Consider the following 13,646-nt stretch of genomic DNA (forward strand, 5'->3'; position numbering starts at 1 on the left):
CGAACTCTGTTGCGGCGCTTGCCGCGCAATTAATTGCAAAACGCCGCCCCTGGCTACCCCCTCACCCTAACCCTCTCCCCGAGGAAGAGGGGACTGGAGTGCGTCGTGGGCGCCATATTCTCCTTCTCCCCTCGGGGAGAAGGTGCCGGCAGGCGGATGAGGGGGAACCCCTCTTTCTTACTTCCCGCTACCGACCATCGAGGCCACCACCTGCGCGGCGACCTTGAGGCGCTGGCGCACGACGGAGCGGCCGAGAATGGCCATCGAGTCGAACAGCGGCAGCGAGCGCGACGAGCCGGAGACGGCGACGAAGAGCGGGGCGACGACGACCTTCAACTTCTTGCCGAGCTTGTCGGCGCTGGCGCGCAGTTCCGCCTCGATGCTCTCGACCGTCCATTCCGGCATCTTTTCGAGATCCGGCTGCACCTGGTTCAGCACGTCCAGAATCTCTTCCGGCGTGGACTTCACCTTGGCGAAGGACTCCGGCGTCAGGCCGAGATCGGATTTCAGCAGGAAGCCGGCGAGGTCGGGCAGTTCACCGAGCTTGGAGATGCGCGACTGCGAGAGCTTCAAGCCCTGGCGGACGCGGTCGTTCTCCATGGCCCATTCCAGCACGCGCTGGGTGAACTGCACTTCCGTCAGCTGCTCGCGCAGCCAGCGGCCGTTCAGCCAGTCGAGCTTCTGGATGTCAAAGATGGCGCCGGCCTTGGACAGGTTCTCCGGATCGAACTTCTCGGCGAGCTGATCCATGGTCAGCAATTCCTCGCCCTCGGCGATCTGGATGAAGAACAGGCCGAGGAAGTTCATCAGCGCTTCCGGCAGGTAGCCGAGCGCCGAGTAATAGGAGATCGAGGTCGGGTTCTTGCGCTTCGACAGCTTCGACTTGTCGTGATTGCGCATCAGCGACAGGTGCATGAAGACCGGCGGCTCGAGCCCGAGATATTGATAGATCAGGATGTGCTTCGGTACGGAGGCGAGCCATTCCTCGCCGCGCGCCACATGGGTGATCTTCATCAGGTGGTCGTCGACCACATTGGCCATGTGGTAGGTCGGCATGCCGTCGGCCTTGAGCAGAACCTGCATGTCGACCGCATCCCACGGGATCTCGACCTCGCCATAGACGCCGTCGACGAACTTGCAGGAGCCTTCGGTCGGGATCTTCATGCGCACGACATGCGGCTCGCCGGCTTCGACGCGACTGGTCACTTCTTCTGCCGTCAGATGCAGGCAGCGGCCGTCATATTTCGGCGGCTTGCCGGCGGCGCGCTGGGCCTCGCGCATCTGCTCCAGCCGCTCGGGCGTGCAGAAACACTTGAAGCCGTGGCCGCTCTCGACGATCTTGTCGACGAAGGGACCGTAGATGTCCTTGCGGTCGGACTGGCGATAGGGACCGTAGGGGCCGCCGATGTCAGGGCCTTCGGACCATTCCAGGCCGCACCATTTCAGCGCGTCGAGCACCTTCTGTTCGAACTCCGGCGTGGAGCGCGTGGCGTCCGTATCCTCGATGCGCAGGATGAACGTGCCGTTGTGCTTCTTGGCGAAGAGATAGTTGAAAAGCGCGATATAGGCGGTGCCGACATGCGGTTCGCCGGTCGGGGAGGGTGCGATGCGTACGCGAACGCCGGATGCGGTTCCGGAAGTGCTCATGATGTGGCCCGTCTTGACTTATGGAGGGGAGAGCCCGGTTTTGAGCCGTTTCACACGGCGGAAAGAGGCTTTCCATTGGGCTGGGTGAGACCATATTCAGCCCGGCGCGTCAAGAAAAACTCGGCCTGTTACCGTACGGGCCAGACGGCGAGCAGGGCCGGAACGCTGACGATGACGATGAGGACCGAAAGCGGCAGGCCGACGCGCGGGTAGTCGGAGAACTTGTAGCCGCCCGGCCCCATGACCAGCGTGTTGCACTGGTGGCCGACGGGCGTGAGGAAGTCGCAGCCGGCGCCGATTGCAACCGCCATCAGGAAAGCCTCGGGCCTGTAGCCCAGCGTGGCGGCAAAGCTCGCCGCGATCGGGGCCATCACGAGCACGGTGGCGGCATTGTTGAGGAAGGGTGTCACGGCCATCGCTGTGAGCAGGATCAGGGCTATGGCCCCGAAGGGCGGCAGGTGCACGGCGACTGCGCCGAGCCATTCGGCGATGAGTTCGCTGGCGCCCGTCGTGCGCAGGCTGTCGGATACGGGAATGAGGGCCGCAAGCATGACGAGGATAGGCCCGTCGAGCGCGGCATAGGCCTCACGCAGCGGCACGGTTTTGAACAGGACCATGGCGACGGCCGCGGCAAAGAATCCCGTCGCGACAGGCACAATCCCAAAAGCGGTGGCCGCCATGGCGGCCACCAGGATCAGCACGGGTATCATGGCGCGCCGTGGCGCACCGAGCAGGATTTCGCGCTGGGCGAGGGGCAGAAGGCCGAGTTCCGGCAGGAGCGATGGCAAGGTGCGGTCGTTGCCCTGGATGACGATGAGGTCGCCGGGGCGCAGGCGCACTTCCGAGAGTTTTTCCCGCAGGCGCTGGCCCTGGCGGCTCACCGCCAGCAGGTTGATGCCATAGGAGTGGAAAAGGCCGATGCTGCGTGCCGAGAGGTCGACAAGGCGCGATTCCGTGCCGACCACCGCCTCGATCGCGCTGATTTCTCCGTCTTCTCCGCGTTCCAGGAGGATCGGCTTTCCGGAGAGCGCGAGCCCTGCCGCCGAAACCACCTTGTCGAGCCCGCCGGCCGTGCCTTCCATCAAGATGGTGTCGTAGGCCTGCAGGACGATGTCGGGTAGCGGCCGCAGATGGGTGTTGCCGCGGATGACGGCGGTCGCGATCACCTCGCCGTCGCCATTGCGCAGCACCTCGTTCAGGGATTTGCCGACGGAGGACGAGCCTTCTTCAACTGTCGCATCCGAGGAATAGGGAGCGGCCTCCAGCGATTCCTCGATGCTGGCATTGTTGTTGCCGCGCTTCGGCACGATGCGGTTGAAGAACAGCATGAAAAGAATGCCGCAGACGGCAAGCGTCGCGCCGACCGGCGTGAAGTCGAACATCGTGAAGCTCTCGCCGGTGATCTCCTGGCGCATGCGGGACACGACGATGTTGGGCGAGGTGCCGATCTGGGTCATGAGGCCGCCGAGCAACGCCGCGAAGGCCATGGGCATCAGGAACTTCGAGGCGGGCGCGCCGGATTTGCGCGCGAACTGGAAGGCGAGCGGCATCATGATCGCGAGCGCGCCGATATTCTTGATGAAGGCCGAGAGCACCGCGACCGATACGAGCAGCAGGGCAAGCTGGGCGCGCATTGCCGTGAGGTTCGGGAAGAAGCGCTTCACCGCAACGTTGACGATGCCCGAGCGCGCGACGGCCGCGCTCACCAGCAGTGCGCTGCCGACGATGATCACGATGTCGTCGGAGAACCCGGAAAAAGCCTTGTCGAAGGGCACGATGCCGAGCGCCAGCGCAAGAAGCAGCGAACAGCATGCAACCAGATCATACCGGAACCGACCCCACATGAACGCCGCCATCATCAGCGCGATAACGGCGAAGGCGAAGGTCTGCTCTAGGGTCATGTCGGGATCCATGCATGAAGCAAATGTCTGCGGAAATTCCTTCGGAACGGCTGCGGTTCCACCGTGGGCGTGAGAAGATATGCGCCGCTTCTTTCAGGAACAATCCGTCTCCGGCACGGTTTGCAAGGGGAGGGCGGGCCGTGTCAACCGGACCCGACGGCGATGGAGAACACGGGGATTTTTCCGGTTTCTTCCCGTGGCCAACGAAACGGCAGGCGAGCTCCCAACCCGTCCGGTCCGCCTTCGACCTTCATCGGCACCCACAAAAGAAACCGGCGGGATGAATGTCCCGCCGGTTTTCCTGTCAGTGATGGGTGGTGCCCTTGTTTTTCTGCCGTGCCCGGCGAGAAAACATGTTGAGAAGTTCAACGAGAGCGGAGAACGCCATGGCGGCGTAGATGTAGCCCTTGGGCACATGGAAGCCCATGCCTTCGGCGATCAGCGTCGTTCCGATCATCAGCAGGAAGGCGAGCGCCAGCATGACGATGGTCGGGTTCTTTTCGATGAAGTTCGCGAGCGGTGTTGCGGCGAGCAGCATGACAGCCACGGCAAAGACCACGGCGACGACCATGATGGGCAGATGCGGCGTCATGCCGACGGCGGTGATGATGCTGTCGACCGAGAAAACCAGGTCGAGCAACAGGATCTGGCCAATCGCTGCGCCGAAGTTCGTTGCTACCGTGCGGCCGACCATGTCTTCCTTGTGGTCGATAGGGTCCACATTGTGATGGATTTCCTTGGTCGCCTTCCAGACGAGGAAGAGACCACCGGCGATGAGGATGACGTCCTTCCAGGAGAAGCCGTGGCCGAAGAGTTCGAAAATAGGGGTGGTCAGCTTGACGATCCATGCGACCGTGCCCAGCAGGGCGAGGCGCATAACGAGTGCAAGCCCGATGCCGATGCGCCGCGCGCGTTCGCGCTGCTCCACCGGGAGCTTGTTCGTCAGGATCGAGATGAAGATGAGGTTGTCGATGCCGAGGACGACTTCCATCACGATGAGCGTGACGAGTGCGATCCAAGCGGCCGGGTCTTGCATGAGTGCAAGAATGCTGTCCATCCGGTGTGTTCCTCTCCAAGGTACGGTGTGTGAACGGTTCCGTATGTATGAGGAAATTGGCGGCTGACAAGCGGATGAGCCACCCGGCGCACATTATTTCACGAATTCGTTATAAGATTGCGACGATGGCGGCGCTTTCAGGGCCTTGCGCCATAGGCGGCGGTGAAAACCCGGATCGCGGAGGCTACATTCTTCTCGATCGTCGCTTTCAGCGGCGCTTCTTCCATCACGCCGAAGATGCGGGGCTTGAAGAGGCCGACCGTGGTGAGTTCCATGAACTGCCGGGCCGCATGAGCCGTGTCGTCGCAGACGAGGACACCCGCCGTGACCTGCCTGTCCAGATAGGCCTGGAGAACGGACATGGGATTGACCGTCGAGGTGGAGAAGAAATTGCGACACAGTTTCGGAAGGCGATGATTGGCGGCGATCACCATGCGCATGGCGCGGATGGTGGAATCGTTCGTGACATGGGTGGCGAAGAGCGTACCGAACTCCTCCAGCGTCTTTTCCAGTTCCTGATTTGCATCGAGCACATGGCGTACCGACTCCGTGAGCTTGCTGCGCTCGCGCTCGACCATGTCCTCGAACAGGTCTTCCTTGTTCTGGAAGTAGACGTAGATCGTGCCCTTGGAGACGCCGGCAGCACGCGTGATGTCGTTCATGCTCGCGGCTTCGAAACCTTGCTTCATGAAAACGCGTTTTGCGCCGTCGAGAATCTGTTCACGCTTCGCCGGGTCTTCTCCGGCGGCGCGCCTTCCCGGCTGCGTAACGGTCGATCTGTCTGCCGTCGTGTCCATCTGGCGTTGTGTGTCCGAAACCCTGGGTGAACTATTTCGAACCGGTTGGTTCGATTTCACTTGATATGGGGGAAAAATAGCATTATGTCAAATCGAACCGAACAGTTCAGTTCGAATGATTATCCAGAGAATGGTGACGCTCGCATGTCGACTTCCCATGGTGCCGGCACGGCAAAGGTCCGTCCAGTCAACGATGATTTCGAGGCGGAGACCGGCGAGGCCCCGCCGGCCGCCGCAGAGGTGTCCGCGTCCGCGGATGCTGCGCGCGAGCCCGAGAAAAAGAAGGGCGGGCGTCGTCTGCTGCTGCCTGTTATCGCGCTCGCCTTGCTGGCCGGTGCCGGCTGGTTCGGCTATGAGTGGTGGACCAACGGCCGCTTCATGATTTCGACCGATGACGCCTATATCGAGGGCGACATTGCCTCCATCTCGCCGAAGGTCTCCGGCTATGTGGCGGCCGTGAACGTCGTGGCGAACCAGACGGTGAAGGCCGGCGATCCGCTCGTGACGCTCGATGACGGTGACTACCGCATCGCCCACGAGCAGGCGGATGCCCAGATTGCGACTCAGAAGCTGGCGCTCAACCGCATCGATGCGCAGATCGAAGGTGCCAAGGCCAGCCTTGCCCAGGCGGAAGCGCAGAAGACCGCCTATCAAGCCGCCCTCGAAGGTGCGCAGGTCGCCGAGACGCGCGCGAAGGAGCTGAATTCGAAGGCTGTCGGCACGACCGCCTCGCTGGACAGCGCCACCGTCGCGCTCGACCAGGCCAAGGCGAACCTCGTCGGCGCGGATGCCAACATTGTCTCGGCCAGGGCCAACATCGCCGTCTTGCAGGCGCAGCGCGCCGAGGCGGAAAGCACGGTCCGGTCGCTGCAACTGGCCAGCGACAAGGCAGCGCGCGACCTCGGTTTCACGGTGCTGAAGGCGCCCTATGACGGCGTCGTCGGCAATGTTTCGGTGCAGGTCGGCGATCTCGTCTCGGCCGGACAGAGGCTTGCCGCGCTGGTTCCGGTCACGCAGCTTTACGTCGAGGCCAATTTCAAGGAAACGCAGATCGCGCATCTGGTGCCGGGCTCGAAGGTTCACCTGCATGTCGATGCCTTCGACAAGGACGATATCGTCGGTACGGTCACGTCAATTGCGCCGGCATCCGGTTCGGTGTTCTCGTTGCTGCCGGCAGAAAATGCTACCGGCAACTTCACCAAGATCACGCAGCGCGTGCCGGTCCGCATCGCAATCCCGCAGGATGCCCTCGATACGGGCAAGCTGAGGGCCGGGCTCAGCGTTGTCGTTGATGTGGACAGCCGGACAGCGCCGACCGACACGGCGGCAGTGGCGAAAGCCGAATAGGCCTCACGAACGAAGGAGCGCGGGCGATGGCCGCGACCGCTCAGCCGACTGCTGGCGCCCTGACGGCGGCGCCAACGCAGTCTGACAAGGTTCCCGTCCGCCGGATGGTCGCGTTCTTCGCGATGGTCTTCGGCATGTTCATGTCGATCCTCGACATCCAGATCGTTTCCGCCTCGCTCGCCGAAATTCAGGCGGGCCTGAGTGCGGGTGCAGATGAAATCGGCTGGGTTCAGACCTCCTACCTGATCGCCGAAGTCATCATGATCCCGCTGTCCGGAACGCTGGCGCGCATCGTTTCGACGCGTGTGCTGTTCGCGACGTCGGCGGCCGGATTCACGATTGCCAGCGCCCTTGCGGCGACCGCGACGAACATCGACCAGATGATCGTCTACCGCGCGATCCAGGGCTTCATCGGCGGTGGCATGATCCCATCGGTCTTCGCGGCCGCCTTCACCATCTTTCCGCCGTCGAAGCGCTCGGTCGTCTCGCCGATGATCGGCCTCGTCGCGACGCTTGCGCCGACCATCGGTCCGACGGTCGGCGGTTATTTGAGCCATGCCTTCTCCTGGCACTGGCTGTTCCTCGTCAATATCGTGCCCGGCATCATCGTGACGGTGCTGACCTGGAACCTCATCGATTTCGACAAGCCGCAGTTCAGCCTCATGAAGAAGTTCGACTGGCTCGGACTTGCCGCTATGGCGGTCTTCCTGGGCGCGCTCGAATATGTGCTGGAAGAGGGCAATGCCAACGACTGGTTCAACGACGAATATATCGTCATGGGCGCCGTCGCCTCGACCATCGGCGGGCTGATCTTCTTCTATCGGGTGTTCTCGGTGGAATTTCCCGTGGTGGACCTGCGTGCCTTCAGCAATCGGAATTTCGCGTTTGGCTCGCTGTTTTCCTTCGTCATGGGCATTGGCCTCTATGGGCTGACCTATCTCTATCCGCTCTATCTCGGGCGCATCCGCGGCTACGATTCGCTGATGATCGGCGAAACCATGTTCGTCAGCGGCCTTGCGATGTTCTGCACCGCGCCCATCGCCGGCGCCTTGTCGAGCCGCATGGATCCGCGCTTCATGATGATGATCGGCTTCGCGTGTTTTGCCTACGGCACGTGGATCATGAGCAGCCTGACGACGGACTGGGACTTCTACGAGCTGCTCCTGCCCCAAATCCTGCGCGGCTTCGGCCTGATGATCTGCATGGTGCCGATCAACAACGTCGCCTTGGGAACCCTGCCGCCCGACAAGATCCGCGGCGCCTCGGGGGTTTTCAACCTGACGCGAAACCTTGGGGGTGCGGTCGGGCTCGCGGTGATCAACACGATCCTGACGCAGCGGCAGCAGGAGCATTATGCCCGGCTTTCCGAGCACGTGCAGTGGGGCAATCCCGCAGCGATGGACCAGCTGCGCAATATGGCGTCGAACTACAATGCGCACGGTCTCGACGGCAACACGATCGCCATCCAGAGGATGTCGGGGCTCGTCCAGCAGCAGGCCACGATCCTGTCCTTCGCGGATGTCTTCCTGCTGCTGACGGTCTTGTTCGGCACCCTTGTCCTATGCGCCTTCATCATCAAGAAGCCGCAATCCGGCGTCGGCGGTGGCGGCGGGCACTGATTGCCCGTCATGCCTCTTGCCCGCGCCTGGGCAATGCCATCAGAATGCGGGCCGACAATCGCTGTCCGGAGGCCCGCATGCCCATTTCCGTTTCACGTCGTCATCTGCTCGCCGCGGCCGGCGGGCTCGGCCTCTCGATGATCCTGCCGGGGCAGCGTGGCCTCGCGCAGGCGCAGCGTCCGGCGACGGACGTCACCTTCCTGTTTTCCTGCGACGTGCATGCCTGCCTCGTTTCCGCAGACGCCCTCAGCCCGAATTGCGCGGATGAGGGCAAGACCGACGCGGCTTTGCTGAAGCACGTCGCAGCGGTCAACGGAATTGCCGGTCACGCCTGGCCTAGCGAGATCGATGGCAAGCCTACGGGCCTTGCTGGCGCGGGAAGCCCGATCGCCACGCCGCGCGGTCTCGTGTTCGGTGGCGACATGACGGATGATGGCGGCGGACAGGTGAAGGTTCCTGGCGAAGGGCGCCAGCTTCAGCAGTTCGCCAGCCGCTATCAGCAGGGCACGGGGCCGGATCGTGTGCATTATCCCGTCTATACCGGGCTTGGAAACCATGACCTCGATCAGGACGGCGTGCCGCCGCACGCCGACTGGTACCGCCGCGAGTTGCGTGACTACGTCGAGCTGAACCATCGCTCCACCGTTTTCTACAAGGCGCCGGTTCCCGTCACCAATTACGATATCGATTCGGACAACTATTCCTGGGATTGGAGCGGGCTGCATCTCGTCCAGCTCCAGCGCTTCGGCGGCGACGGCACGAAGGGCGCGATCAGCGGCCTGCCCTGGCTCCAGCAGGACCTTGCCACCTACGCTTCAGACGGCCGGCCGGTCGTGCTGTTCCAGCACTATGGCTGGGACGATTTTTCCACCGAACACTGGGATCCCGTCGCCAAGACCTTCGATCCGCACGGCTCCGGTCCTGCGCACTGGTGGACGGAGGAGGCGCGCGCCGCCCTTCTGGCGACGCTGACCAAATACAATGTCGTCGGCATTTTTCACGGCCACGAACACCCGACGCCGATGATCTACAACCGCGACGGCCACGACATCTTCAAGCCAGTCGCGGCCTTCATGGGCGGTCTTGCCGTGGTCCGCGTCACGGATCGGTTCATGGACGTGGTGCTCGCCCGTGCCGGGACGAGCGCCACGGACATCGTCTTCACCCACGCTTTCAGCAAGCGCCTGAGCGGTTAAAAAAGCCGCTTTCGAAGCGTCGATCCATTTTTTGATTTACGTACATCAAAAACTCCTCTAAGGGTCTGGCCACGGAGGAGACATGCGACCGACAGTTCACGACATTGCCGAACGGGCAGGCGTCAGCCTCGCGACCGTCGATCGGGTTCTGAACGATCGGCCGGGCGTTCGCGGCGTGACGCGCGCCAAGGTCGAAGGGGCCATTGCCGAGCTCGGCTATGTCCGCGACGTGGCTGCGGCCAATCTTGCCAAGAGCCGTGTTTATCCGCTCGTCTTCATCCTGCCCGAGGGCGACAATCCGTTCATGCGCGGGCTGGAGGACGAGGTTCGTCGCGCCGGTGCCCATTCGATGGTCGAGCGCACGCAGCTTTCCGTGGTGACGGTTCCGGCCTTCGATGGTCGTGCTCTTGCACGGGAAATCGACGGTGCGATCGAACGGGCGGTTGCCGGTATCGCTGCCGTCGCGGTCGATGCGCCGGAGGTGCTGGCTGCGATCGGCCGGGCGCGCGAGGCCGGCATACCCTTCGTCACCCTCGTATCGGACCTTGCCAATTCCGGCCGCGATCATTTCATCGGCGTCGACAACATCGCCGCGGGCCGCACCGCCGGCAGCCTGATGGGGCGGTTCCTGGGCGAGAGGCCCGGGCCGGTCGCCGTGCTCGCGGGCTCGATGCGGGTGCGCGACCACGGTGAACGCCTTGAAGGCTTCCTGGCCGCCATGTCGGCCATGCCGGTATCCCGCGCGGTCCTGCCCGTGCTGGAAGGACAGGACGATCCCGAGCTTTCCTTCGGCCTCATCGCCAAATGTCTCGCCGACGTGCCCGATCTTGCCGGCATCTACAGCCTCGGCGCGGGCAACCGGGGACTGGTGAAGGCGCTTGCTGCGACCGGCGCGGCCCGAAGCCTCTGCGTGATCGCCCACGAAGTGACCGACGAGACCCGCGCCGCGCTCGAAGGCGGACTGGTCGATGCCGTGCTCAACCAGGATGCCGGCCATGAGGTGCGCAGCGCCATTCGCGTGCTACGCGCCAAGGCCGATGGCCTGCCGGTGATTGCCGCTCAGGAGCGCATCCGGCTCGAAATCTTCATCAAGGACAATCTTCCGTCCGAACCGGGCGCAGATGATACGCCCGGCGCGGCCGGCAATTAGGGAGAAGCGCATGTATCTCGGGATCGATCTCGGCACATCGGGCGTCAAGGCCATGCTGATCGGCGACGACCAGGCCGTCGTCGGCTCGGCCTCCAGCAAGGAAGTCACGACCACGCGGCTGCACGACGGCTGGTCCGAGCAGGATCCGGCCGACTGGATCCGCGCCACGGAAGAAGCGATCGCCGGCCTGCGCTCGGCCCATCCCGACGCGTTTTCCGCCGTGCGCGGCATCGGTCTTTCCGGCCACATGCACGGTGCGACGCTTCTCGACGCCGATGACAAGGTTCTCCGGCCCTGCATCATGTGGAACGATACGCGCAGCTACCGCGAAGCGGCAGCGCTGGATGCCGATCCGCGCTTCCGCAAGATCACCGGCAATATCGTTTTTCCGGGCTTCACCGCGCCCAAGCTCGCCTGGGTGAAGAACAATGAGCCGGATATCTTCGCCAGGGTGCGCTGGGTGCTGCTGCCCAAGGACTACCTGCGCCTCTGGCTCGCCGGCGAGCATCTCTCGGAAATGTCGGATTCGGCGGGCACATCCTGGCTCGACACGGGCGCACGCAAATGGTCCAGCGAGTTGCTTGCAGCAACGGGGCTCGATGAAAGCCAGATGCCCGGTCTCGTGGAAGGCACCGCGCCGGCGGGAACGTTGCGGCCGGAGCTTGCCGCGAAGTGGGGCCTTCGCGAGGGCATCGTCATTGCCGGCGGCGCCGGCGACAACGCGGCCTCCGCCTGCGGCATGGGAACGGTGCGCGAGGGCACGGCTTTCGTCTCGCTCGGCACATCCGGCGTGCTCTTTGCGGCCAATGCCCGCTACCTGCCCAATCCGGAAAGCGCCGTGCACGCCTTCTGCCACGCACTTCCCGACACCTGGCACCAGATGGGCGTCATCCTCTCGGCCACGGATGCGCTGAACTGGCACGCCCGCGTCACCGGCGCGTCCGCCGCCGACCTGACGAAGGAGCTGGGCGATACGCTGAAGACGCCGTCCCACGTGACCTTCCTGCCCTATCTCTCCGGCGAACGCACGCCGCATAACGACGCGACGATCCGCGGCGCCTTCCTCGGTCTCGGCCATGAGGCCGACCGCACGGTTCTGACCCAAGCCGTGCTGGAAGGGGTCGCATTCGCCATTCGCGACAGTCTGGAAGCCCTGAAATCCGCTGGCACCGCGCTCACGCGCGTCACCGCCATCGGCGGCGGATCGCGTTCGCGCTACTGGCTGAAGTCCATCGCCACCGCGCTCGGCCTGCCGGTCGACCTGCCGGCGGATGGTGACTTCGGCGCTGCCTTCGGTGCGGCACGCCTCGGCCTGATCGCTGCGACCGGCGCCAACCCGACGGACATCCTGACACCTCCGGCGACGGCGGAGACGATCCATCCGGAGGCAGCGCTGTCGGCCGCCTACGAGGATGCCTATCAGCGCTACCGCCGCCTCTACCCGGCGATCCGCGCTGCCTACTGACCAACGAAAACGAGAGGAGACACCATGTCCACCGGCTTCTTCGGCGATATCGCCAAGATCAAATATGAAGGCCCCGAGAGCACCAACCCGCTCGCCTTCCGCCATTACAATCCGGATGAGATTGTCCTGGGCAAGCGCATGGAGGACCATCTGCGCTTCGCCGTCGCCTATTGGCACACGTTCGTGTGGCCGGGCGGCGACCCCTTCGGCGGCCAGACCTTCGAGCGTCCCTGGTTCGACGACACGATGAAGGCAGCCAAGCTCAAGGCAGACGTCGCCTTCGAGTTCTTCCATCTGCTCGGCGTGCCGTTCTACTGCTTCCACGATGCGGATGTGCGCCCGGAAGGCAAGGACTTCATCGAGAACACGAAGAACCTCAACGAGATCGTCGACTATTTCGAGAAGAAGCAGGCCGAGACCGGCGTCAAGCTTTTGTGGGGCACGGCAAACCTGTTCTCCAACCGCCGCTACATGGGCGGCGCTGCCACCAATCCCGACCCTGACGTCTTCGCCTTCGGCGCTGCGACCGTGAAGACCTGCCTGGACGCCACGCACCGCCTCGGCGGCGACAACTATGTGCTGTGGGGCGGCCGTGAAGGCTACGAGACGCTGCTCAACACCAATATCGGCCAGGAACTCGACCAGCTCGGCCGTTTCGTCAACATGGTGGTGGAGTACAAGCACAAGATCGGCTTCAAGGGCGCGATCCTCATTGAGCCGAAGCCGCAGGAGCCGACCAAGCACCAGTACGACTACGATGTCGCGACGGTCTACGGCTTCCTCAAGAAGTACGGCCTGGAAAACGAGGTCAAGCTCAATATCGAGCAGGGCCATGCCATCCTGGCCGGCCACTCCTTCGAGCACGAGCTGTCTTTGGCCAATGCGCTCGGCATCTTCGGTTCGATCGATATGAACCGCAACGACTATCAGTCCGGCTGGGACACCGACCAGTTCCCGAACAATGTGCCGGAAATGGCGCTGGCCTTCTACCAGGTTCTGTCCGGTGGCGGCTTCACGACGGGCGGCACCAATTTCGATGCGAAGCTGCGCCGCCAGTCGATCGATCCCGCGGATCTGCTGGTCGGTCACATCGGCGGCATGGATTGCTGCGCGCGCGGCGTGAAGGCTGCGGCGAAGATGATCGAGGACAAGGCGTTGTCGGCGCCGCTCGCCGATCGTTATGCCGGATGGCAGACGCCGGAAGCGCAGAAGATCCTGTCGGGCGGTTCGTCGCTGGAAGCGCTGGAAGCCTATGTGGTCAACGGAAACGTCAATCCGCAGCCGCGCTCCGGCCGTCAGGAATATCTGGAGAACGTGGTGAACCGCTACGTTTGATTGCGCTTTACAGACTATACGAAGGGCGCCGCTGGCGCCCTTCTTCGTTTCAGACGGTTGAAGCCTCGCTCGTGGCAGATGTACTGCCTTACGTTACGTTATGTAGGCTTCTAGTCTTAGGCCGGTTGTATT

At 63.3% G+C, this 13,646-nt stretch carries 10 protein-coding genes; 6 read left to right on the top strand and 4 right to left on the bottom strand.

The window, feature by feature from the left end:
- Positions 1-177: 177 nt before the first annotated feature.
- The 4 genes from gltX to GR158_RS14030 form a co-directional block, all read right to left on the bottom strand.
- Positions 178-1,647: a glutamate--tRNA ligase gene (gene gltX / locus GR158_RS14015; RefSeq protein ID WP_160871509.1), complete on the bottom strand. Its 1,470-nt coding sequence runs from the start codon at positions 1,645-1,647 to the stop codon at positions 178-180.
- 128 nt (positions 1,648-1,775) lie between these two features.
- Positions 1,776-3,548: an SLC13 family permease gene (locus GR158_RS14020; RefSeq protein WP_160871510.1), complete on the bottom strand. Its 1,773-nt coding sequence runs from the start codon at positions 3,546-3,548 to the stop codon at positions 1,776-1,778.
- A 304-nt stretch (positions 3,549-3,852) separates the two neighbouring features.
- On the bottom strand, positions 3,853-4,605 hold the full coding sequence (locus GR158_RS14025; RefSeq protein ID WP_134646045.1) for a TerC family protein: 753 nt from the start codon (positions 4,603-4,605) through the stop codon (positions 3,853-3,855).
- Between the two features lie 137 nt (positions 4,606-4,742).
- A complete protein-coding gene (locus GR158_RS14030) occupies positions 4,743-5,267 on the bottom strand; it encodes a TetR/AcrR family transcriptional regulator (RefSeq protein WP_246665655.1) in 525 nt (174 codons plus the stop codon).
- Positions 5,268-5,546: 279 nt separating this feature from the next.
- On the opposite strand from GR158_RS14030, the gene GR158_RS14035 reads away from it, so the two are divergent.
- From GR158_RS14035 to xylA, 6 genes are all read left to right on the top strand, one after another.
- Positions 5,547-6,749: an HlyD family secretion protein gene (locus GR158_RS14035; protein WP_134646041.1), complete on the top strand. Its 1,203-nt coding sequence runs from the start codon at positions 5,547-5,549 to the stop codon at positions 6,747-6,749.
- 26 nt (positions 6,750-6,775) lie between these two features.
- Complete coding sequence (locus GR158_RS14040) at positions 6,776-8,368, top strand: DHA2 family efflux MFS transporter permease subunit (protein ID WP_134646039.1); 1,593 nt, start codon at positions 6,776-6,778, stop codon at positions 8,366-8,368.
- 77 nt (positions 8,369-8,445) lie between these two features.
- Complete coding sequence (locus tag GR158_RS14045; RefSeq protein ID WP_160871512.1) at positions 8,446-9,564, top strand: metallophosphoesterase; 1,119 nt, start codon at positions 8,446-8,448, stop codon at positions 9,562-9,564.
- Positions 9,565-9,646: 82 nt separating this feature from the next.
- On the top strand, positions 9,647-10,714 hold the full coding sequence (locus tag GR158_RS14050; protein ID WP_134646035.1) for a LacI family DNA-binding transcriptional regulator: 1,068 nt from the start codon (positions 9,647-9,649) through the stop codon (positions 10,712-10,714).
- 10 nt (positions 10,715-10,724) lie between these two features.
- Positions 10,725-12,179, top strand: a complete 1,455-nt coding sequence (gene xylB, locus GR158_RS14055; RefSeq protein WP_160871513.1) for a xylulokinase — start codon at positions 10,725-10,727, stop codon at positions 12,177-12,179.
- Positions 12,180-12,203: 24 nt separating this feature from the next.
- Positions 12,204-13,514: a xylose isomerase gene (gene xylA, locus GR158_RS14060; protein WP_160871514.1), complete on the top strand. Its 1,311-nt coding sequence runs from the start codon at positions 12,204-12,206 to the stop codon at positions 13,512-13,514.
- The last annotated feature ends 132 nt before the right edge of the window (positions 13,515-13,646 follow it).

Source organism: Shinella sp. AETb1-6 (assembly GCF_009826875.1).
Taxonomy (GTDB): Bacteria; Pseudomonadota; Alphaproteobacteria; order Rhizobiales; family Rhizobiaceae; genus Shinella; species Shinella sumterensis.

What these genes read in the sequence shown, in the direction of transcription:
- gltX (WP_160871509.1), bottom strand. Translation starts at nt 1,647, where the DNA reads ATGAGCACTTCCGGAACCGCATCCGGCGTTCGCGTACGCATCGCACCC.
- GR158_RS14020 (WP_160871510.1), bottom strand. Translation starts at nt 3,548, where the DNA reads ATGACCCTAGAGCAGACCTTCGCCTTCGCCGTTATCGCGCTGATGATG.
- GR158_RS14025 (WP_134646045.1), bottom strand. Translation starts at nt 4,605, where the DNA reads ATGGACAGCATTCTTGCACTCATGCAAGACCCGGCCGCTTGGATCGCA.
- GR158_RS14030 (WP_246665655.1), bottom strand. Translation starts at nt 5,267, where the DNA reads ATGAACGACATCACGCGTGCTGCCGGCGTCTCCAAGGGCACGATCTAC.
- GR158_RS14035 (WP_134646041.1), top strand. Translation starts at nt 5,547, where the DNA reads ATGTCGACTTCCCATGGTGCCGGCACGGCAAAGGTCCGTCCAGTCAAC.
- GR158_RS14040 (WP_134646039.1), top strand. Translation starts at nt 6,776, where the DNA reads ATGGCCGCGACCGCTCAGCCGACTGCTGGCGCCCTGACGGCGGCGCCA.
- GR158_RS14045 (WP_160871512.1), top strand. Translation starts at nt 8,446, where the DNA reads ATGCCCATTTCCGTTTCACGTCGTCATCTGCTCGCCGCGGCCGGCGGG.
- GR158_RS14050 (WP_134646035.1), top strand. Translation starts at nt 9,647, where the DNA reads ATGCGACCGACAGTTCACGACATTGCCGAACGGGCAGGCGTCAGCCTC.
- xylB (WP_160871513.1), top strand. Translation starts at nt 10,725, where the DNA reads ATGTATCTCGGGATCGATCTCGGCACATCGGGCGTCAAGGCCATGCTG.
- xylA (WP_160871514.1), top strand. Translation starts at nt 12,204, where the DNA reads ATGTCCACCGGCTTCTTCGGCGATATCGCCAAGATCAAATATGAAGGC.